This window comes from Pseudomonas sp. SID14000 (genome assembly GCF_002165135.1).
Lineage (GTDB): Bacteria > Pseudomonadota > Gammaproteobacteria > Pseudomonadales > Pseudomonadaceae > Aquipseudomonas.
This window is the reverse complement of sequence record NZ_NFZQ01000009.1, coordinates 257282-278494: the sequence shown is the minus strand read 5'-3', so window position 1 is coordinate 278494 and position 21213 is coordinate 257282. Positions and strand designations below refer to the sequence as shown.

The following is a 21213-nucleotide window of genomic DNA, read 5'->3' as shown; positions in this document are numbered from 1 at the left end:
GAAGCAAACCATCAATGGGCTTCGGCAATCGGATCGAGCGCGCGGGCGTGCTCCACCTCCCAGCCCAGCGGTACCACATCGCCCACGGCCAGGGCCGGGTCGAGCTCGGCAATCGGCTGTTTCACGAAGAAGTCGCCCTTGCCGCAAACTTCCAGGCGCACCCGCACGTGGTCGCCCAGGTAAATGAATTCAGCCACCCGGCCCGAGAAGCGGTTGACGCAGCTTTCGCTGTGGCCGTTCAGCCGCACGCGCTCCGGGCGAATCGACAGGGTCACCGGCTCGCCGGCCTGGCCGACATTTACCGCCAGCGCCTCGACCCGCTCGCCACGTGGCAACTGCACCTGGCAGCGTTTGCCATCACTGCCCAGCAGCGTGCCGTTGATGCGGTTGTTCTCGCCGATGAAGTTGGCGACGAAGGTGTTGCAGGGTTCTTCGTACAGCGTGCGCGGGTCGGCGATCTGCTGGATTTCGCCCTGGTGGAACACTGCCACACGGTCGGACATGGTCAATGCTTCGCCCTGGTCGTGGGTCACGTACACCACGGTGACGCCGAGGCGCTGGTGGATGTGCTTGATCTCCATTTGCATGTGTTCACGCAACTGCTTGTCGAGGGCGCCCAGCGGTTCGTCCATCAGCACCAGCTGCGGCTCGAACACCAACGCCCGGGCCAGGGCCACGCGCTGCTGCTGGCCGCCGGACAGCTGGCCAGGGTAGCGCTTGGCGAAGGCGTCAAGCTGGACCATGTTCAGCACCCGCTTGACCCGCTCGCTGATGTCGGTCTTGCTCAGGTTGCGCACGGTCAGGGGGAAGGCCAGGTTCTCGGCCACGGTCATGTGCGGGAACAGCGCGTAGTTCTGGAACACCATGCCGATGTCGCGTTTGTGCGGCGGCACGTTGTTGATCGAACGCCCGGCCAGCTGGATTTCACCGGCGGTGGGGGTTTCGAAGCCGGCCAGCATCATCAGGCTGGTGGTCTTGCCCGAACCGGACGGACCAAGCAGGGTAAGGAATTCACCCTTGCGAATATCAAGGTTGAGGTTTTTGACGATCAGCGACTCGCCGTCGTAGCTCTTCTGCACACCACGGAAGCTGACCAGCGTTTCGCTGGTTGCAGCGTTCGACTTCGCCTCGCTCATGCCTGCACCTTCTTGTTGGATGACTGCGTAGGCAAAGACTAGACAAGCGGCAAGCGCCGGAAAATCGGGGGGGCTGAGAGAATGCCATCATCCGGATGGAAGATTTTTTGTAGGGATTCCCCTACAAGGATGGCGGGTTTGGAATGCTCCCCTCAGCCCTCCGGCGCCCGCTGTGGGAGCGGGTTCACCCGCGAAGAGGCCGACCCAGGCACCGCAGATGGCAGGTCAGGCCCTTTCGCGGGTAAACCCGCTCCCACAGGGACTCGCTACAGGCGTCAGGAAGTGCATGTCGCAATCAGACCAGCTTGTGCTCCATGGCGTACTTCACCAGCTCCGCCAGCGAGTTCACTTTCAGCTTCTGCATCAGGCGCGCCTTGTGGGTGCTGATGGTCTTGCTCGACAGTGCCAGCTGCTGGGCGATGTCGTTGACGTTGGCGCCCTGGGCCAGGCGCTCGAACACCGAAAACTCCCGCTCCGACAGCAGGGTGTGCAACGGCCGCGACTCGGTCAGGCCCACTTCGAAAACCATGCGGTCGGCCAGCGCCGGGTCGATATAGCGCCCGCCAGCGGCAACCCGCCGAATCGCGGTCAGCAACAGCGCCGGGTCGCTGTCCTTGGTTGCATAGCCCGCCGCCCCGGCCTTCAGTGCCCGTGCCGCCATCTGCGCTTCATCATGCATAGACAGCATCAGGATCGCGGGGGCGTCGTGCAACGCGCGGATCCGCGGTATCGCCTCCAGGCCATTCACGCCCGGCATCGAGATATCCAGCAATACCACCTCGCACGGCGTGTGGCGCAGGGTTTCCAGCAACTGCTCGCCATTACCGGCTTCCCCCGCTACCTGCATGTCCTTGGCCAGGCCAATCAACTGCTTGATACCTTCACGGACAATGGTGTGGTCTTCGGCCACCAGCACTCGAATCACGATCGCTCTCCTACTCCAACGGTATGGCTACGCTCAGGCTGGTGCCTTCGCCCGGTTCGCTGTCCAGCGCCATGCTGCCGCCCAGCATCAGCACCCGCTCACGCACCCCTACCAGGCCGAACGAGGTGGGCCGGGGCTGATCGCGGCAAAAACCCTGGCCGTCATCGCTGACGGTCATGCGCAATTGCCCGTGCTCACGCACCAGCTCGATCTCCACGCTGTGCGCCTGGGCATGTCGCATCACGTTGGTCAGCGCCTCCTGGAGGATACGGAACAGCCCGGTAGCCTTGGCATCGCTCAATGCTGGCAGATTATCCGGTACTTGTACCAGGCAGGGGATTTGCGTGCGTGCTTCAAAGCGCCGCGCCTGCCACTCAATCGCCGAAGCAATGCCGGCATCGAGAATCGGCGGGCGCAAGGCAGTGGCCACGTCGCGCACCAGCTGGAACAGCTGGGCGATCAGGCGCTTCATGCTGGCCAGGCGCTCGTTCAGGCCCGGGTCCAGCTCGGCAAAGGCCAACTCGCACATCGACACCTCCAGCTTGAGCACGGTCAGCATCTGCCCCAGTTCATCGTGTACTTCCCGAGCGATGCGGGCCTTTTCTTCCTCCCGCACACTCTCCAGGTGGGCCGACAGTTCGCGCAGCTGCTCCTGGGATCTGGCCAGTTCCAACTCGGCCCGCTTGCCCTGGGTGATGTCCCACACTACGCCGTCCCACACCACCTGGCCGTTGCCCAGGCGCCGGGTACTGGCTTTGATGTCGGCCCAGCGCTGTTCACCCTGACGGGTGAGGATGCGCCCCTGCCAGGACCAGTCCTGGTCGCTGGCCAGGGCCAGGTCTTGCACCCGGTGGTAATCGGCGCGGTCCTCGGGGTGCACCAGGTTGCGCAGGCCCATCTGCGGGTGCTGAATTTCGCTGGGCGTATAGCCCACCAGCGCCTCGCTACCCTCGCTGATATAGGGGAACTCCAGGTCGCCCTCCGCCGGGTCACGCTCCAGGCGAAACACCAGCCCCGGCACGTTGCCGGCAATCCCCTTGAGCCGCGCCTCGCTTTCGCGCAGGGCCGCCAGGGCGCGGTGGCGCTCGGTAACATCGGCGAGGTAGACCACCAGGTACTCGGAGTCACGAAAGCGCAGAAAACTCAGCGACAGCTCGACCGGCAACAGGCTGTGGTCAGCCCGCTGGCACTGCGTCTCGAACTGGCCAACACCGCCAGCCCCGGCACGCGCGCCCTTCCACAGCTCCAGCCAGCGGTCCATGCTCAGGCTGGGTTCAAAGTCGCTCAGCGGCCGCTCCAGCAGTGCGCCTTCGTCATAGCCCAGCATGCGCTCGGCGGCATGGTTGGCGTACCGTACGTGGCTGTCCCAGTTGACCCAGAGGATGCCCACCGTACTCTGGTCGATGGCGAACTGGCTCAGGCGCAACGCTTCTTCACGCACTTGCCGCTCCACCAGGCTTTCTCGCGTGGCCAGCAGGCTGCGCTCCAACTGACGCTGCTGCCGACGCTGCCACACCAGGGTGGCCAGCGCGCATAACAACAGCATGCTGGACAGCAAGGCCAGGTTCCGCCAGAAACCAGTCGACTCACTCAGACGTGGGTACTTTGGCTGCAGCCAACGCTGGTGCAGTTGCTCCAGCTCCTTGGCCGGCAGCGCCTGCAGGCCACGCTCGAGCACATCGGCCAGCAGCGGCCAGTCGCGCCGCGAACCGATGCGCAATAGTTGCGGCAGACCGATATCGCCGACCACCGCCAGCTCGCCGAACTCGCTTTCGCGCGACAGGCGGCTGAGCTGGGCTTCATCCAGCACTGCAAAACTGGCCTGGCCGCCCACCACCAGTTGCAGGGCCTCGCGCTCGCCGGGCACCCCTTGCAGGTTGAGATTGCTGTAGTTGCCGCGCAGGTAGTCCGCCAGTTGGCTGGGCATGCGCACCGCCACCCGCTGCTCGGCCCCGAGCGTTTCCAGTTCTACGGCCATGGTCCCGGTGCGCGGCCCCACCACCAGTTGCGGCACGCGCATGTAAGGGTCGCTGAACAACCACAGGCGCAGGCTGGTGGGAGTCTGGGTAAGGCCTGGGGCAAAATCGATTTCGCCGGCCTGCAGGGCATGTTCAAGGCTGGCCTGGTCGGTGAAGTTGCGCCAGGTCAGGTCCAGGCGCAGCACCTGCGCCAGGCTGCTCACCAGTTCCACGTTGGCACCGTACAGTTGCTGCAGGCGCCGGTCGAACTGAGCGTAGGGCGCCTGTAACACCAGGCCGACGCGCAGGCTGCGGTGCGTTTCCAGCCATTGCTGCTGGGCCGGCTCCAGGGCAGCCGGGGGCACCGCATCGGGCCTGGCCAATGCAATCAAGGGCAGCCACAAGCAGCCGATAACCAACAGGCGACGCACTCGCTTCATCTACACGCTCGTCTTGGCAAAGGCGGCCTGCAGCATGGCCGTCACGGGCAAATACTATTAGGCTGCCGGTATCATTCTGGCCCCGGGTTGACTCATGTCCACACTTTATCGCACGACGCTGGCAATGTGCTGCCTGGCCTCGATCCTTCCACTCGGCGCCCTGGCCGCCGATCCTGCAGAACCATCCACCACCACCGAGGCACCCGCTGCCCAGGCCCCGCGCCCACCGCTGCTGGAGCGCAGCCAAGAGGATGCCCAGGCGCTCGAGCGACTGGTGCCCAAGGCCGAGCAGCAGACACTGGAGGCCGGAGCGGACAGCTTCCTGGCCCTGTGGAAACCTGCCAACGACAGCGACCCGCAAGGGGCGGTCATTATCGTCCCAGGTGCCGGCGAAACAGCCGACTGGCCGAATGCAGTCGGCCCATTGCGGCAGAAATTCCCCGATATCGGCTGGCACAGCCTGAGCATCAGCCTGCCCGACCTGCTCGCCGACAGCCCGCAGGCGCGGGTCGAAGCCAAGCCGGCTGCCGAACCGGAGCAAGACACGGGCGAAAGCGCCCCGGCCAAGGACGCACCGGCCGATGCCAATGCCAATGTCGCCCAGGCTACGGCGGCCGATGCCGACACCGCACAGAGCACTGACGCCAAACCGGCCAGTGAACAAACCGACCTGGCCGATGCCGAGCGCATTTTCGCCCGCCTGGATGCCGCGGTGGCCTTTGCCCAACAGCACAACACCCGCAGCATCGTGCTGATCGGCCATGGCAGCGGCGCGTATTGGGCGGCCCGCTACCTGAGCGAGAAACAGCCACCGCAGGTGCAGAAACTGGTGATGGTCGCCGCGCAGACACCAGCGCGGGTGGAGCATGACCTGGAAAGCCTGACACCGACCTTGAGAGTGCCGACTGCCGACATCTACTTCGCCACCCGTAGCGGTGACCGCAATGCGGCCACCCAGCGCCTGCAGGCCAGCAAGCGGCAGAAGGACAGCCAATACCGGCAGTTGTCGCTGATTGCCATGCCGGGGAACAAGGCGGCCGAGCAGGAACAACTGTTCCGCCGGGTGCGGGGGTGGATGAGCCCGCAGGGTTGATCCAGGAATTCTGGGGCCGCTTTGCGGCCCTTTCGCGACACAAGGCCGCTCCCACAGGTGCCGCGCAAAACCCGAGGGCTGCGCTGTACTTGTGGGAGCGGCCTTGTGTCGCGAAAGGGGTGCGAAGCGCCCCCGCTTTTACAGGCCGCGCCGCTTACGGATCATTGCGTAAGCCTGATGCAACTCCCGGGTCCGCTCGGTCGCTTCACGCACCTGCGCATCACTGGCACCAGTGCCCGCCAGCTTGTCCGGGTGGTGCCGGCTGACCAGCCGACGATATGCCTGCTTGACCTTGTCACCATCGGTGTCTGCCTCGACCGCCAGCAAGCGCAACGCCGCCGCATAGGTCATGGCCACCCCTTCCGGCCCCGCTGCCCTGCGCGGCTCGTATTCCAACGACATGGCCTGCACCTGCCGCCGGCTCAGGCCCAGTTTCTGCCCCCAGTCCAGCAGCAGCTCACGCTCCTTGTTACCCATCTTGCCGTCGGCCCAGACCATGCGCCAACAGGCACGCAGGGTACCTTCGGCCGCATGCGGCTGCTGGCGAATGCGCCGCAGGTGCCCACCCAGCCTGTCCTTGCCCGACTTGCCACGATTGAACGCGGCAATCGCGCGCAGCCGAGCCGCTTCGGTCAGGTCCAGGCGCGCCATTTCCTGGCGCGCCTGCTGGATATGCTGCTCTCCCACCCGGCCATCGCTCTTGGCCAGACGCCCGAGCATCACGAACAGCAACTCGTCGTCCTGCAAGGCGGGACGCCCGCCCAAGCGCTCGCGCATGTCCTCCCAGCCTTGCAAACGCAGGCGGCGGTCCATGGCCTGCCCGAGCAAGGCGCCGAGCAGGGCTCCAGGGATGCTGGCAACGGCAAAGCCGGCACCGGCGCCAATCACCGTGCTTGGCCACCACATGTCAGACGCGCTCGCCGATCAGGCGCTCGGCCTCGGCCAGGCGTTCGAGCGTACCGACATCTACCCAGTGCCCACGGTAGTGCTCGCCACTGACCTGGCCCGCCACCATGGCCTGGCGCAGCAGCGGCGCCAGCTTGAAGGCGCCAGGCTGGCAGCCTTCGAACAGCGCCGGGTGCAGCACCGAAAGGCCGCTGAAAGTCAGCGTACCGGGCGCATCGTCACCATCGACCACTCGCTCGCCCAACAGGCGGAAGTCGCCGCGGCCATGATGGCCGGGGTTGTCGACCAGCACCAGGTGAGCCAGGCCTTGCAGGGGGACCTGCAGGCGCGCGAAATCATAGTCGGTCCAGATATCGCCGTTCACCAACAGGAACGGCGCATCCCCAAGCAGTGGCAGGGCCTTGAAGATGCCACCGCCGGTTTCCAGCGGTTCACCTTCGGGCGAATAGCGGATGCTCAGGCCGAAACGGCTGCCATCCCCCAGGTGGTCTTCGATCTGCTGGCCGAGCCAGGCATGGTTGATCACCACCTCGGTGACGCCCGCCGCAGCCAGGGCCCGCAGGTGGTACTCGATCAATGGTTGGCCGGCGACAGCGACCAGTGGTTTGGGGGTGTGCAGGGTCAGCGGGCGCATGCGCTCGCCTTTACCCGCTGCCAGGATCATTGCCTTCATGCACGCGCTCCGGCCTGCAACTCGGCAATCAGCTCACCCAACTCCGCCAATTCGGGCCGACGGCTGATCACTTCTTTTATATAGGCGAAGAAGCGCGGCACGTCGCCCAGGTAACGGGGTTTGCCGTCGCGGTGGCAAATACGGGCGAAGATGCCGATTACCTTGAGGTGGCGCTGCACACCCATCAGGTCGCTGGCACGCTGAAACGCCTCGAAGTCGGCCTGCACCGGGATGCCGGCAGCCTGCGCCTTCTGCCAGTAGTCGCGCAGCCAGCCTTCGACCCGTGCCTGCGGCCAGCTGAGGAAGGCGTCCTTGAACAGACAGGTGATGTCGTAGGTGACGGGGCCGTACACGGCATCCTGGAAATCCAGCACGCCGGGGTTGGGCGTGCTCTGCATCAGGTTGCGCGGCATGTAGTCGCGGTGCACCAGCACCTTGGGCTGGGCCAGGGCGCTGTCGATCAGCAACTGGCTGATACGCTGCCAGGTGGCTTTCTGGGTTTCGCTGAGGGTAACGCCAAGTTCACGCCCCACGTACCATTCGGGGAACAGCTCGACTTCACGCCGCAGCAACGCATCGTCGTAGCTGGGCAGCGGCGCGTCCATTGGCAGGCGCTGGAACGCCAGCAGCGCGTCGATGGCATCGGCGAACAGGCCGTCGGCGTTGTCGGCATCAATGATGTCAAGGTATGTCTGGTGGCCCAGGTCACCCAGCAGCAGGAAGCCGCGCTCCAGGTCCTGGGCGTGGATCTGCGGTACGTGCACGTCGGCACTGGCCAGCAGGTGGTCGATGGCGACGAACGGTCGGCAGTTTTCCTGCGGCGGTGGCGCATCCATGATCACGAAGCTGTGGCCGGCGCCCTGCCAGCGGAAATAACGGCGGAAGCTGGCGTCGCTGCTGGCCGCGGTCAGGTTGCCTGCGGGCACATCGCCCCAGGCGTTTTTCCGGAAAAGATCATTGAGCTGCTCATCGAGCCAGACCGTCAGTTGTTGCAGGCGTACATCGTGTTCAGGCATTACAAGGGTCTCCGACGGCCCTAGCCGTCAAGCGGGTCATGCTTTATTATCCAGCATCTTTTTCAGACCATCGAGAGGCGTGCGGCCCCACACGCGGGCAGATGGCACGCAGGAAGCCCGGACTAATAAGATGGCATTGAAATCCCCCGCGTTTCGTAGAAAGTTTCCGTTGCTGGTAACCGGCGGTCTGCTGGCCCTGCAACCTCTGGCCACGTCATACGTGGTGGCAGCCGAACAGTTCGACTGCCAAGTGTCCGCCTCCGGTGGTTGGGACTGCAAGCCCAAGACCCCAGTCAACAACCTGCCGCCGCGCCCGGTGCACGAGGGTGCTGCCGTCAGCACCGGCACCGAAGCCGCGAGCGAAGGCGAAACTGCGGACCGGCCGGTGCTGGTCACCGAGGCCAAGGGCCGTGCCCTGAAGTCGCGTAGCGAAGACTACAGCCACCTGGACTGGGTACCGCGAGAAAAACTCACTGCCGCGCAGCTGGCCGAAACCGGCCCGTACTGCGGTGGCGCGTACATCGAGCCAACCCGCCCAGGCATGGCCGATACCACGCCTAAGGACGAGTCGCCGACCTACATCAACGCCAAGGTGTCCAAGTACCAGCAGGAGCAGCAGATCGCTACTCTCGCCGGTGACGTGGTGATGCGCCAGGGCAGCATGCAGGCCGAGGCCGACGAGGCCAACCTCTACCAGACCGAAAACCGTGGCGAGCTCAAAGGCAACGTCAGGATCCGTGACAACGGTTCGCTGGTGGTCGGTGACGAGGCACAGATCCAGCTCGACACGGGTGAAGCCCAGGTCGACAACGCCGAATACGTGATGCACAAGTCGCACATCCGCGGCAGTGCCCTGTACGCCAAGCGTGGCGAAAACGCCATCATCCGCCTCAAGGACGGTACGTACACCACCTGCGAACCGGGCAGCAACGCCTGGCAGTTGAAGGGCAACAACATCACCCTGAACCCGGCCACCGGTTTCGGTACCGCGACCAACGTTACGCTGCGGGTCAAGGATTTCCCGGTGTTCTACACACCGTACATCTACTTCCCGATCGACGACCGTCGCCAGTCCGGTTTCCTGCCGCCATCGTTCAGCAGCACCAGCGACACCGGCTTCATGCTGGTCACGCCGTACTACTTCAACCTGGCGCCGAACTACGACGCCACGTTGTACCCGCGCTACATGACCAAGCGCGGCCTGCTGATGGAAGGCGAGTTCCGCTACCTGACGCCTTCCAGCGAAGGCCAGTTCGGTGGCGCGTACCTCAACGACAAGAACGACGACCGCAAAGACCAGACTGACTACAAAGAACAGCGCTGGATGGTCAACTGGCAGCACAAGGGCGGGCTGGACGAGCGCCTGATGGCCGAGGTGGACTACACCGACATCAGCGACCCGTTCTACTTCCAGGACCTGGAGTCCGACCAGATCGGTATTGAAACCCAGGACTTGCTGAACCAGCAGGGTGCACTGACCTACCGTGGTGACAACTACACCGCGCGGTTGAATGTGCATGCCTACGAGATGGCGACCATCTCGAAGATCACGCCGTATGATCGTCTGCCGCAGATTACCTTCAACGGTAAGCTGCCGTTTGAGCCGGGTGGGCTGAACCTTAGCTATGAAACCGAAGCTGTTCGCTTTGATCGTGACCTGAAAAACGACCTGGTCTTCAACGAAGACGGTCTGCCAGACAGAACCGCAGGTGTCGTCACGGATCCGGTCACAGGAGAAGTGCTAGGCGGTCGCCGGCTGGATCAGAACGTTTCCGGTATTGCCCGCGCCAACGGCAACCGCTTCAACGTTGCGCCGTCGATCAGCCTGCCGATGGAAGCCAGCTACGGCTTCCTGACTCCCAAGCTGAAGTACGCATATACCCACTACGATCTGGACCTGGACAGCCAAGGTAAAACGCAGGCTATCGCGCAATCGGCCAACCCAGCGTACGGCAGCTACAACAGCTCGCTGAACCGCGACGTACCGATCTTCAGCGTGGACAGCGGGCTCTACTTCGACCGCAATACGTCGTTGTTCGGCACCAACTACAAGCAAACCCTCGAACCGCGCCTGTACTACCTCTATGTCCCGTACAAGGATCAGAGAGACATCCCGCTGTTCGACTCGGGTGAGACCCTGTTCAGCTACGACTCGCTGTTCCGCGACAACCGCTTCAGCGGCACCGACCGTATCGGCGACGAGAACAAACTGTCGCTGGGCGTGACTACCCGCTGGATCGAAGAAAGCGGCTTCGAGCGCCAGAACTTCAGCATCGGCCAAGCCTTCTACTTCAAGGACCGCAAAGTTCAGCTCCCAGGTATCGATTATCGCACCCGCAGCGACTCGCAGTCCGATGTGTCGCCATACGCGCTGGTATACAACTACTACTTCAACCGCGACTGGCGCTTCAATTCGGACTTCAACTGGGACCCGGACAGCCGCAGCACCCGCTCGGGCAGCGCGATGTTCCACTACCAGCCTGAAGACAACCCGAACAAAGTGGTCAACCTCGGTTATCGCTACCGTAACGACACCATCTCCTACGATTCCACGACCGGTACCTGGAAAGTGGGCGGTGGCGACTACGGCGTTCCAGGCAATGAGAACTACATCAAGGACTACTACAAGATCCAGCAGCATGACTTCTCGGTCATCTGGCCGATCGTTCCGCAGTGGAGCGTCATCGCTCGCTGGCAGCATGACTACAACCGCAACCGCACCCTGGAAGCCATGGGTGGTTTCGAGTACGACAACTGCTGCTGGAAGCTGCGCCTGATCAACCGCTACTGGATCGATTACGACGACTTCAGCCAAGCCCTCCCGGCAAACGAAAAGGGCGACCACGGCATCTTCCTTCAGATCGTCCTGAAAGGCCTCGGTGGTGTAGTCGGCAACAAGGTCGAATCTTTCCTCGACCAAGGCATTCAAGGTTACCGTGAACGTGAAGACCAAGCTTATTGATCGACTGCGCCCAGCGTTGCTGGGCGTTGCATTGCTGAGTGGCGCGGTGCATGCCGCGGTACAACCTCTTGATCGCGTGGTAGCCATCGTCGACAACGACGTGGTCATGCAAAGCCAGCTGGACCAGCGTGTCCGCGAGGTCCAGCAAACCATCGCCAAGCGCGGCGGCGGCATGCCGCCTGCCGGCGCGCTGGACCAGCAGGTGCTGGAACGCCTGATCGTCGAGAACCTGCAACTGCAGATCGGCGAGCGCTCCGGCATCCGCATCACCGACGAAGAGCTGAATCAGGCCATCGGCACCATTGCCCAGCGCAACGGCATGTCGCTGGACCAGTTCCGCGCCGCCCTGGCCCGTGACGGCCTGTCGTTCGACGACGCCCGCGAGCAGGTCAAGCGCGAAATGATCATCAGCCGCGTGCGCCAGCGCCGCGTGGCAGAGCGTATCCAGGTGTCCGAGCAGGAAGTGAAGAACTTCCTCAACTCCGACCTTGGCAAGATGCAGATGTCGGAAGAGTACCGCCTGGCCAACATCCTGATCCCGACCCCGGAAGCAGCCAACTCGGAAGCCATCCAGGCCGCCGCACGCCAGGTTGGCGATGTGTACCAGCAGCTCAAGCAGGGCGCGGACTTCGGCCAGATGGCCATTGCCCGCTCCGCCAGCGAAAACGCCCTGGAAGGCGGTGAGATGGGCTGGCGTAAAGCCGGCCAACTGCCGCCAGACTTCGCCAAGATGCTCAGCAGCATGGCGGTAGGCGACATCACTCAGCCCATTCGCATCCCCAACGGTTTCATCATCCTCAAGCTCGAGGAAAAGCGCGGTGGCAGCGAGAACGTGCTGCGTGACGAAGTGCACGTGCGCCACATCCTGATCAAGCCAAGCGAAATTCGCAGCGAAGCGGCCACCGAGCAACTGGCCGAGCGCCTGTACGAGCGCATCAAGAACGGCGAAGACTTCGGCGAACTGGCCAAGAGCTTCTCGGAAGACCCGGGTTCGGCGCTCAACGGCGGCGACCTCAACTGGGTTGACCCGAACAGCCTGGTACCGGAGTTCCGCGAGCAGATGGCCAACGCCGCCCAAGGCGAAGTCACCCGTCCGTTCAAGACCCAGTACGGCTGGCATGTTCTGGAAGTGCTGGGCCGCCGCGCCACTGACAGCACCGAGCAGGCGCGTGAACAGCAGGCCATGAGCGTACTGCGCAACCGCAAGTACGACGAAGAGCTGCAGACCTGGCTGCGCCAGATCCGCGACGAGGCCTACGTTGAAATCAAGCTGCCTGGCACCGACCAGGCCGCCCAGTGAAGCCCCTGCGCTTCGCCGTCACCCCCGGCGAGCCGGCCGGCATAGGCCCCGACCTGTGCCTGTTGCTCGCCGCAGACGCCCAGCCCCACCCCCTGATCGCCATTACCAGCCGTGACCTGCTCGCCGAGCGGGCCACGCAGCTGGGGCTGGCCGTCAACCTGCTGCCGGTAGCGCCAGGCCAATGGCCCGAGCAGCCGGCGCCAGCGGGTAGCCTGTACGTCTGGGATACCCCCCTGGCGGCCCCGGTAGTGCCTGGCCTGCTCGACAAGGCCAATGCGGCGTTCGTGCTGGAAACCCTGACCCGTGCCGGGCAAGGCTGTCTGGACGGGCATTTCGCCGGAATGATCACCGCCCCTGTACACAAGGGCGTGATCAACGAAAGCGGTATCGCCTTCTCCGGGCATACCGAGTTCCTCGCCGAACTGACCCACACCGCGCAAGTGGTCATGATGCTGGCCACCCGTGGCTTGCGCGTGGCCCTGGTGACCACACACCTGCCGCTGCGCGACATTGCCGACGCCATCACTGCCGAGCGCATCGAGCGTGTAACCCGTATCCTGCATGCCGACATGCGCGACAAGTTTGGCATTGCCAACCCGCGCATCCTGGTGTGCGGCCTCAACCCGCACGCGGGCGAGGGCGGCCACCTGGGTCGCGAGGAAATCGACATCATCGAGCCGACCCTGGCCCGCCTGCGCACCGAAGGCATGGACCTGCGCGGGCCACTGCCGGCCGATACCCTGTTTACCCCCAAATATCTGGAGCACTGCGACGCAGTGCTGGCGATGTACCACGACCAGGGCCTGCCCGTACTCAAGTACAAAGGCTTCGGTGCTGCGGTCAACGTGACCTTGGGCCTGCCGATCATCCGTACGTCGGTCGACCACGGCACCGCCCTGGACCTTGCCGGTACCGGCAAGGTCGACACCGGCAGCCTGCGCGTCGCGCTGGAAACCGCCTACCAGATGGCCGAGAACCGACCATGAACGAGCAATACCAACACCGGGCGCGCAAGCGCTTCGGCCAGAACTTCCTGCACGACGCCGGCATCATCGACCGCATCCTGCGCGCCATCAACGCCAAGGCTGGCGAACATCTGCTGGAAATCGGCCCGGGCCAGGGCGCCCTGACCGAAGGCCTGCTGGGTAGCGGTGCACAGCTGGACGTGGTGGAACTGGACAAGGACCTGGTGCCGATCCTGCAGCACAAGTTCGCCGACCGCAGCAATTTCCGCCTGCACCAGGGCGACGCCCTGAAGTTCGACTTCAACCAGCTGGGCGTGCCACCGCGTAGCCTCAAGGTGGTGGGCAACCTGCCCTATAACATCTCCACCCCGCTGATCTTCCACCTGCTCAGCCATGCCGGGCTGATCCGCGACATGCACTTCATGCTGCAGAAGGAGGTGGTCGAGCGCATGGCCGCCGGCCCTGGCGGTGGTGACTGGGGGCGTTTGTCGATCATGGTGCAGTACCACTGCCGAGTCGAGCACCTGTTCAACGTTGGCCCTGGCGCCTTCAACCCGCCGCCGAAAGTGGACTCGGCCATCGTCCGCCTGGTACCGCACGAAGTGCTGCCGTACCCGGCCAAGGACGCAAAGCTGCTGGAGCAGGTGGTACGCGAAGCCTTCAACCAGCGCCGCAAGACCCTGCGCAATACCATGAAAGGCCTGCTCGACAGCGCGGCCATCGAAGCGGCTGGCGTGGATGGCAGCCTGCGCCCTGAACAGCTGGACCTGGCAGCCTTCGTGCGCCTGGCTGACCAGTTGGCCGATCAGCAAGCCTGATATCGCCTGTATCGGCCCTTTCGCGGGTAAACCCGCTCCCACAGGAATTGCACAATCCTTGAAATCTTTGTGATCCCTGTGAGAGCGGGTTTACCCGCGAAAGGGCCGGCACTGACAACAAAGCCCCCAAGCCCCTGCACCGCTGGCCCTCCCCCCTCTCAATGGCCTAGACTGCATTATTGCTTCAGTTCGCCCAAGGCCCTTGCATGTCCGACCCCCGCTATCAGATCGACGTCAGCGTCGTGACCCGCTACCTCAAAGAACAATCCGACCCTGAAAACAGTCGTTTCGCTTTCGCCTACACCATCACCGTGCAGAACAATGGCTCGCTCAAGGCCAAGCTGCTGTCGCGCCACTGGCTGATCACCAACGGTGACGGCGAGGTGGAGGAAGTGCGTGGTGCCGGTGTGGTCGGCCAGCAGCCCAATATCGACCCGGGCCAGAGCCACACCTACAGCAGCGGCGCGGTCATCAGCACCCGCGTGGGCACCATGCAGGGCAGCTACCAGATGTTCGCAGAAGACGGCAAACGCTTCGATGCCGAGATCGCCCCCTTCCGCCTAGCGGTGCCCGGAGCGCTGCACTGATGGCTACCTACGCCGTCGGTGACCTGCAGGGCTGCCTGCAGCCACTCAAATGCCTGCTCGAACGGGTCAGCTTCAACCCCGCCGTCGACCGCCTGTGGCTGGTCGGCGACCTGGTCAACCGCGGCCCCGAGTCACTGGAAACCTTGCGCTTCCTCTATTCGATCCGCCAGTCGCTGGTGTGCGTACTGGGCAACCATGACCTGCACCTGCTGGCCGCCTGGCACAACGTCGAACGCCTGAAGAAAAGCGACACCCTGCGCGAAATCATCGAAGCGCCGGACGCCGACGCGCTGTTCGACTGGCTGCGCCGGCAAAAACTGCTGCATTACGACGAGCCGCGTGGCATTGCCCTGGTTCACGCTGGCATTCCGCCGCAATGGACCTTGGGCAAAGCCCTGGCGCTGGCCGCCGAGGTCGAGGAAGTGCTGCGCGACGACGAGCGCCTGAAACTGTACCTGGACGGCATGTACGGCAACGAGCCGAACAAGTGGAACAAGAACCTCAGCGGCATCGAACGCTTGCGGGTCATCACCAACTACCTCACACGCATGCGCTTCTGCACCGCCGAGGGCAAGCTTGACCTCAAGAGCAAGGAAGGCCTGGATACTGCGCCCAAAGGCTACAAACCCTGGTACGCGCACAAGGACCGCCGCTCACGCCACGTGAAGATCATCTTCGGCCACTGGGCCGCCCTGCAGGGACAGGTCGACGAGCCCGGCGTCATCGCCCTGGATACCGGTTGCGTGTGGGGCGGCGCCATGACCCTGTACAACGTCGACAACGGCGAATACCACCGCTGCGATTGCGCCGACGACGGCACCCTGCGCCAATCGGCACAACCCACTACACTCAACGACCACACCTGAAGGAAGTAGTACCCATGAGCGAATTCAAGCGCATCCCTCCCGAGCAGGCCTTGGAGCTTCGCAAGAAAGAAGGTGCGGTCGTCGTCGATATTCGCGACCCCCAAGCTTTCGCCGCCGGCCACATCACCGGTGCCAAGCATCTGGATAACCATTCGGTCGCCGAGTTCATCCGCAACGCCGACCTCGATGCCCCGACCCTGGTGGTGTGCTACCACGGCAATTCCAGCCAGAGCGCTGCCGCCTACCTGGTGAACCAAGGCTTCTCCGACGTATACAGCGTGGACGGCGGCTTTGAGCTGTGGCGCGCCACCTACCCGGCCGAGACCGCCCAGGGCACTGCCGAATAATTTTTTTCATTTTTACCGCAGCCCGCGCCCCGTGCGGGCTTGCGGCTTATCTGACGAACGGTCGTTCGTAACTTCTCCGCCCCTCGCCCTTGACCTTGCGGATAACCAACTATTCTTAAGCGCAGGCCATCCAGAAAAAGGGGAGAGCCGGTACACCGGCGTGCGGGTCATCGGTAGCGTTACAGGGTGTTCTGGGGGGTATACAGCAGCCGGCGGACCCGGTTGCATGCCAGCATCAGCTGACTGATCCGGCGTCGTCTCCACGTATCGAGCGAGGTGACGTCATGAGTATTTTTAGCCACTTCCAACAACGTTTCGAGTCTACGCGCCAGGAAGAACTCTCGCTGCAGGAGTACCTCGAGCTGTGCAAAGAGGATCGCAGTGCCTACGCATCGGCGGCCGAACGGCTGTTGCTGGCCATCGGTGAGCCGGAGCTGATCGACACCTCAACCAACTCCAGACTGTCGCGAATCTTCTCCAACAAGGTTATCCGCCGCTATCCGGCCTTTGCCGACTTCCATGGCATGGAAGAGTGCATCGACCAGATCGTGTCCTACTTCCGCCACGCCGCCCAAGGCCTGGAAGAAAAGAAACAGATCCTCTATCTGCTGGGCCCGGTGGGCGGCGGCAAATCGTCGCTGGCCGAAAAACTCAAGCAACTGATGGAAAAGGTACCGTTCTACGCCATCAAGGGCTCGCCGGTATTCGAGTCGCCCCTGGGGCTGTTCAACGCCACCGAAGACGGGGCCATTCTCGAGGAAGAGTACGGCATCCCGCGGCGCTACCTGAACACCATCATGTCGCCATGGGCTACCAAGCGCCTTCAGGAATTCGGCGGCGACATCAGCAAGTTCAAGGTGGTGAAGCTGTACCCGTCGATCCTCAACCAGGTCGCCATCGCCAAGACCGAACCCGGCGACGAGAACAACCAGGACATTTCGGCCCTGGTCGGCAAGGTGGATATCCGCAAGCTCGAGGAATTCCCACAGAACGACGCCGACGCCTACGCCTATTCGGGTGCACTGTGCCGGGCCAACCAGGGCCTGATGGAATTCGTCGAGATGTTCAAGGCCCCGATCAAGGTCCTGCACCCGTTGCTCACCGCCACCCAGGAAGGCAACTACAACAGCACCGAAGGCCTCGGCGCCATCCCCTACTCCGGGATTTTGCTGGCCCACTCCAACGAATCGGAATGGCATACCTTCCGCAACAACAAGAACAACGAGGCGTTCATCGACCGGATCTACATCGTCAAGGTGCCGTACTGCCTGCGCGTCAGCGACGAAATCAAGATCTATGACAAGCTGCTGATCAACAGCTCGCTGGCCAAGGCCCACTGCGCACCCGACACACTGAAGATGCTCGCCCAGTTCACCGTGCTGTCGCGCCTGAAAGAGCCGGAAAACTCCAACATCTATTCGAAGATGCGGGTGTACGATGGGGAAAACCTCAAAGACACCGATCCGAAGGCCAAGTCGATCCAGGAGTACCGCGATGCCGCCGGCGTCGACGAGGGCATGAACGGCCTGTCGACCCGCTTCGCGTTCAAGATCCTGTCCAAGGTTTTCAACTTCGACCCGCATGAAGTGGCCGCCAACCCGGTGCACCTGCTGTATGTGCTGGAACAGCAGATCGAGCAGGAACAGTTCCCTGCCGAAGTGCGCGAACGCTACCTGCGCTACCTGAAAGAGTACCTGGCCCCGCGCTATATCGAGTTCATCGGTAAGGAAATCCAGACCGCTTACCTGGAGTCCTACAGTGAATACGGCCAGAACATCTTCGACCGCTACGTGCTGTACGCCGACTTCTGGATCCAGGACCAGGAATACCGCGACCCGGAAACCGGCGAAATCCTCAACCGTATCGCCCTCAACGAAGAACTGGAGAAGATCGAGAAACCGGCCGGCATCAGCAACCCGAAAGATTTCCGCAACGAAATCGTCAATTTCGTACTGCGTGCCCGTGCCAACAACAACGGCAAGAACCCGAGCTGGCTGAGCTACGAAAAGCTGCGGGTGGTGATCGAGAAGAAAATGTTCTCCAACACCGAGGACCTGCTGCCAGTCATCAGCTTCAACGCCAAGGCCAGCAAGGAGGACCAACAGAAACACAACGACTTCGTCACGCGCATGGTGGAGCGTGGTTACACCGACAAACAGGTTCGTCTGCTGTCGGAATGGTACCTGCGGGTCAGGAAATCGCAATAAAGCGACAAGCTACCCACCGCACGCCCAGGGCTGCTACACCAGCCTTGGGCGGCGGCAGCTGCTTTGCTGCCTTTACGTGCAGCAGCTCGTAGCTTGAAGCGTGCAGCTGTTCCCAGCTACCGGAGGGACCATGAGCTACGTTATAGATCGACGCCTGAACGGCAAGAACAAGAGCACGGTCAACCGCCAGCGCTTCCTGCGGCGGTACCGCGAGCACATCAAGAAAGCCGTCGAAGAGGCGGTGAGCCGCCGTTCCATCATGGACATGGAACATGGCGAGCAGATCAGCATTCCAGGGCGCGACATCGACGAACCGGTGCTGCACCATGGTCGCGGGGGCAAACAGACCATCGTGCACCCAGGCAACAAGGAATTCACTGCCGGTGAACATATCCCCAGGCCGCAAGGTGGCGGCGGTGGCAGCGGCCGTGGCAAGGCCGGCAACTCCGGCGAGGGCATGGACGACTTCGTCTTCCAGATCACCCAGGAGGAATTCCTCGAGTTCATGTTCGAGGACCTCGAACTGCCCAATCTGGTCAAACGTCACCTGACCGGGGCCGACACCTTCAAGACCGTGCGCGCCGGTATCGCCAACGAAGGCAACCCGTCACGCATCAACATCGTGCGTACCCTGCGCTCGGCCCATGCCCGGCGTATCGCCCTGACCGGCAGCAGTCGCGCACTGCTGCGCGAAGCACAGAAGGAACTTGCCCGCCTGAAGGTAGAGGAGCCGGACAATTTCACCGATATCCAGGAAGTCGAACAGGAAATCGAACGCCTGAAGGCACGCATCAACCGCCTGCCCTTCCTCGACACCTTCGACCTCAAGTACAACCTGTTGGTCAAGCAGCCCAACCCCAGCTCCAAGGCGGTGATGTTCTGCCTGATGGACGTGTCCGGCTCGATGACCCAGGCCACCAAGGACATCGCCAAACGCTTTTTCATCCTGCTGTACCTGTTCCTCAAGCGTAACTACGAGCGCATCGAAGTGGTGTTCATCCGCCACCACACCAGCGCCCGTGAAGTGGACGAGGAAGAATTCTTCTATTCGCGGGAAACCGGCGGCACCATCGTTTCCAGCGCGCTCAAGCTGATGCAGGAGGTCATGGCCGAACGCTACCCGGCCAGTGACTGGAACATCTACGCCGCCCAGGCCTCCGACGGCGACAACTGGAACGACGACTCGCCGATCTGCCGCGATATCCTGGCCAAACAGATCATGCCGCATGTGCAGTACTACACTTACGTTGAAATCACCCCTCGTGAGCACCAGGCGCTGTGGTACGAATACGAGCGCATCGGCGAAGCCTTCCCCGACACGTTCGCCCAGCAGCAGTTGGTATCGGCCGGCGACATCTACCCGGTCTTCCGTGAACTCTTCCAGCGCAGGTTAGCCACATGACCGCCAGAGCACAGAGACGCCAACCTATTTCCACCGGGTCCGAGTGGACGTTCGAACTGATCCAGACCTACGACCGGGAAATCAGCCGCCTGGCCGAGCGTTACGCCCTGGACACCTACCCCAACCAGATCGAGGTGATTACCGCCGAGCAGATGATGGACGCCTACGCCTCGGTCGGCATGCCGCTGGGTTATCACCATTGGTCCTATGGCAAGCAGTTCCTAAGCACGGAAAAGTCCTACAGCCGCGGCCAGATGGGCCTGGCCTACGAGATCGTGATCAACTCCGACCCGTGCATCGCCTACCTGATGGAAGAAAACACCATGTGCATGCAGGCACTGGTGATCGCCCATGCCTGCTACGGCCATAACAGCTTCTTCAAGGGCAACTACCTGTTCCGCACCTGGACCGACGCCAGCTCGATCATCGACTACCTGGTGTTCGCCAAGCAGTACATCGCCCAGTGCGAAGAGCGCCATGGCATCGATGCCGTGGAAGACCTGATCGACTCCTGCCATGCCCTGATGAACTATGGCGTCGACCGTTACAAGCGGCCTTATCCGATTTCCGCTGAAGAGGAGCGGCGGCGGCAGAAGGAGCGCGAGGAGCACCTGCAGCGGCAGATCAATGACCTGTGGCGGACCATTCCGAAGAGCGCAGACAAGGGCAACGAGCGCGATGATGCGCGCTTCCCCGCCGAACCGCAGGAAAACATCCTGTATTTCATCGAGAAGAACGCCCCGTTGCTGGAACCCTGGCAGCGTGAGGTGGTGCGCATCGTGCGCAAGATCGCCCAGTATTTCTACCCGCAGCGCCAGACCCAGGTGATGAACGAAGGCTGGGCGACGTTCTGGCACTACACGCTGATGAACGACCTGTATGACGAGGGGCTGATCACCGAAGGCTTCATGATGGAGTTCCTGCAGTCGCACACCAGTGTGGTGTTCCAGCCCGGTTTCGACAGCCCTTACTACAACGGCATCAACCCCTACGCACTGGGCTTTGCGATGTACACCGACATCCGCCGCATGTGCGAAAACCCGACCGAGGAAGATCGCCGCTGGTTCCCCGACATTGCCGGCAGTGACTGGCTTTCCACCATCAAGTTCGCCATGAGCAGCTTCAAGGACGAGAGCTTCATCCTGCAGTACCTGTCACCCAAGGTCATGCGCGACCTCAAGCTGTTCAGCATCCTCGATGACGACCAGCGCGATGACCTGTACGTACCTGCCATCCACGACGAGGCCGGCTACCGGACCATCCGCGAATTACTGGCGGCGCAGTACAACCTGGGCAACCGCGAACCGAACGTGCAGATCTGGAGCGTCGACCGCCGCGGCGACCGCTCGCTGACCTTGCGTCACCAGCAACACAACCGCAAGCCGCTGGGCGATTCGACCGATGAAGTGCTCAAGCATCTGCACCGCCTGTGGGGCTTCGATATCCACCTGGAGACCGTGCAGGGCGAGCAGGTGATGAAGACCCACCACATGCCACCGCGCGGCGAGCACGGCGAAAACGCCGACTACGGCCGCATGGACCTGGCTGTCATCCACCACCTCTAGTGCCACGCCATAACTGCCGACAGGGTATCCTGTCGGCAGTTATGGAG

Annotated in this window: 17 protein-coding genes; 11 read left to right on the top strand and 6 right to left on the bottom strand. The window is 62.8% G+C overall.

Annotation, left to right across the window (positions count from 1 at the left end; all coding sequences use genetic code 11):
* Nucleotides 1-11 precede the first annotated feature (11 nt).
* From CAY82_RS15830 to CAY82_RS15820, 3 genes are all read right to left on the bottom strand, one after another.
* Nucleotides 12-1136: an ABC transporter ATP-binding protein gene (locus tag CAY82_RS15830; RefSeq protein ID WP_087502051.1), complete on the bottom strand. Its 1125-nt coding sequence runs from the start codon at nt 1134-1136 to the stop codon at nt 12-14.
* A 295-nt stretch (nt 1137-1431) separates the two neighbouring features.
* Nucleotides 1432-2064, bottom strand: coding sequence for a response regulator transcription factor (locus CAY82_RS15825; RefSeq protein ID WP_170929296.1), 633 nt, complete (start codon nt 2062-2064; stop codon nt 1432-1434).
* A 7-nt stretch (nt 2065-2071) separates the two neighbouring features.
* Nucleotides 2072-4459, bottom strand: coding sequence for a transporter substrate-binding domain-containing protein (locus CAY82_RS15820; protein WP_087502050.1), 2388 nt, complete (start codon nt 4457-4459; stop codon nt 2072-2074).
* Between the two features lie 94 nt (nt 4460-4553).
* Between CAY82_RS15820 and CAY82_RS15815 the strand changes: the two genes are divergently transcribed.
* Nucleotides 4554-5552 (top strand): alpha/beta hydrolase family protein, encoded by a 999-nt coding sequence (locus CAY82_RS15815; RefSeq protein WP_087502049.1) that lies wholly within the window; start codon nt 4554-4556, stop codon nt 5550-5552.
* Nucleotides 5553-5690: 138 nt separating this feature from the next.
* Here CAY82_RS15815 and CAY82_RS15810 read toward each other — a convergent pair whose 3' ends face one another.
* The 3 genes from CAY82_RS15810 to CAY82_RS15800 are packed head-to-tail and all read right to left on the bottom strand — an operon-like array spanning nt 5691 to nt 8147.
* Complete coding sequence (locus tag CAY82_RS15810; RefSeq protein ID WP_087502048.1) at nt 5691-6458, bottom strand: TerB family tellurite resistance protein; 768 nt, start codon at nt 6456-6458, stop codon at nt 5691-5693.
* 1 nt (nt 6459) lies between these two features.
* Nucleotides 6460-7131 carry an N-acetylmuramate alpha-1-phosphate uridylyltransferase MurU gene (murU, locus tag CAY82_RS15805; protein WP_087502047.1) on the bottom strand — a complete coding sequence of 224 codons (672 nt, stop codon included), beginning with the start codon at nt 7129-7131 and terminating at the stop codon, nt 6460-6462.
* Nucleotides 7128-8147: an aminoglycoside phosphotransferase family protein gene (locus tag CAY82_RS15800; RefSeq protein WP_087502046.1), complete on the bottom strand. Its 1020-nt coding sequence runs from the start codon at nt 8145-8147 to the stop codon at nt 7128-7130. The genes murU and CAY82_RS15800 overlap by 4 nt, the downstream gene beginning before the upstream one ends.
* A gap of 130 nt (nt 8148-8277) precedes the next feature.
* Here CAY82_RS15800 and CAY82_RS15795 point away from each other — a divergent pair, with 130 nt between their 5' ends.
* From CAY82_RS15795 to CAY82_RS15750, 10 genes are all read left to right on the top strand, one after another.
* The gene (locus CAY82_RS15795; protein WP_087502045.1) at nt 8278-11109 is read left to right on the top strand and encodes an LPS-assembly protein LptD; all 2832 of its coding nucleotides are present in this window, start codon (nt 8278-8280) and stop codon (nt 11107-11109) included.
* The gene (surA, locus tag CAY82_RS15790; protein WP_087502044.1) at nt 11090-12409 is read left to right on the top strand and encodes a peptidylprolyl isomerase SurA; all 1320 of its coding nucleotides are present in this window, start codon (nt 11090-11092) and stop codon (nt 12407-12409) included. The genes CAY82_RS15795 and surA overlap by 20 nt, the downstream gene beginning before the upstream one ends.
* The gene (gene pdxA, locus CAY82_RS15785) at nt 12406-13395 is read left to right on the top strand and encodes a 4-hydroxythreonine-4-phosphate dehydrogenase PdxA (RefSeq protein WP_087502043.1); all 990 of its coding nucleotides are present in this window, start codon (nt 12406-12408) and stop codon (nt 13393-13395) included. Before surA ends, pdxA begins: the two co-directional genes overlap by 4 nt.
* Entirely contained in the window at nt 13392-14192 is an 801-nt protein-coding gene (rsmA, locus tag CAY82_RS15780; protein ID WP_013970591.1) for a 16S rRNA (adenine(1518)-N(6)/adenine(1519)-N(6))-dimethyltransferase RsmA, read from the top strand. Before pdxA ends, rsmA begins: the two co-directional genes overlap by 4 nt.
* A gap of 206 nt (nt 14193-14398) precedes the next feature.
* Nucleotides 14399-14779 (top strand): Co2+/Mg2+ efflux protein ApaG, encoded by a 381-nt coding sequence (gene apaG / locus CAY82_RS15775; protein ID WP_012270198.1) that lies wholly within the window; start codon nt 14399-14401, stop codon nt 14777-14779.
* The gene (locus tag CAY82_RS15770; protein ID WP_087502042.1) at nt 14779-15645 is read left to right on the top strand and encodes a symmetrical bis(5'-nucleosyl)-tetraphosphatase; all 867 of its coding nucleotides are present in this window, start codon (nt 14779-14781) and stop codon (nt 15643-15645) included. Before apaG ends, CAY82_RS15770 begins: the two co-directional genes overlap by 1 nt.
* Before the next feature lie 14 nt (nt 15646-15659).
* Nucleotides 15660-15992 carry a thiosulfate sulfurtransferase GlpE gene (gene glpE / locus CAY82_RS15765; RefSeq protein ID WP_087502041.1) on the top strand — a complete coding sequence of 111 codons (333 nt, stop codon included), beginning with the start codon at nt 15660-15662 and terminating at the stop codon, nt 15990-15992.
* Between the two features lie 284 nt (nt 15993-16276).
* Nucleotides 16277-18199 (top strand): PrkA family serine protein kinase, encoded by a 1923-nt coding sequence (locus CAY82_RS15760; RefSeq protein WP_046614421.1) that lies wholly within the window; start codon nt 16277-16279, stop codon nt 18197-18199.
* A 130-nt stretch (nt 18200-18329) separates the two neighbouring features.
* Nucleotides 18330-19601, top strand: a complete 1272-nt coding sequence (locus CAY82_RS15755; protein ID WP_087502040.1) for a YeaH/YhbH family protein — start codon at nt 18330-18332, stop codon at nt 19599-19601.
* Complete coding sequence (locus tag CAY82_RS15750) at nt 19598-21166, top strand: SpoVR family protein (protein WP_087502039.1); 1569 nt, start codon at nt 19598-19600, stop codon at nt 21164-21166. Before CAY82_RS15755 ends, CAY82_RS15750 begins: the two co-directional genes overlap by 4 nt.
* Nucleotides 21167-21213: the final 47 nt, after the last annotated feature.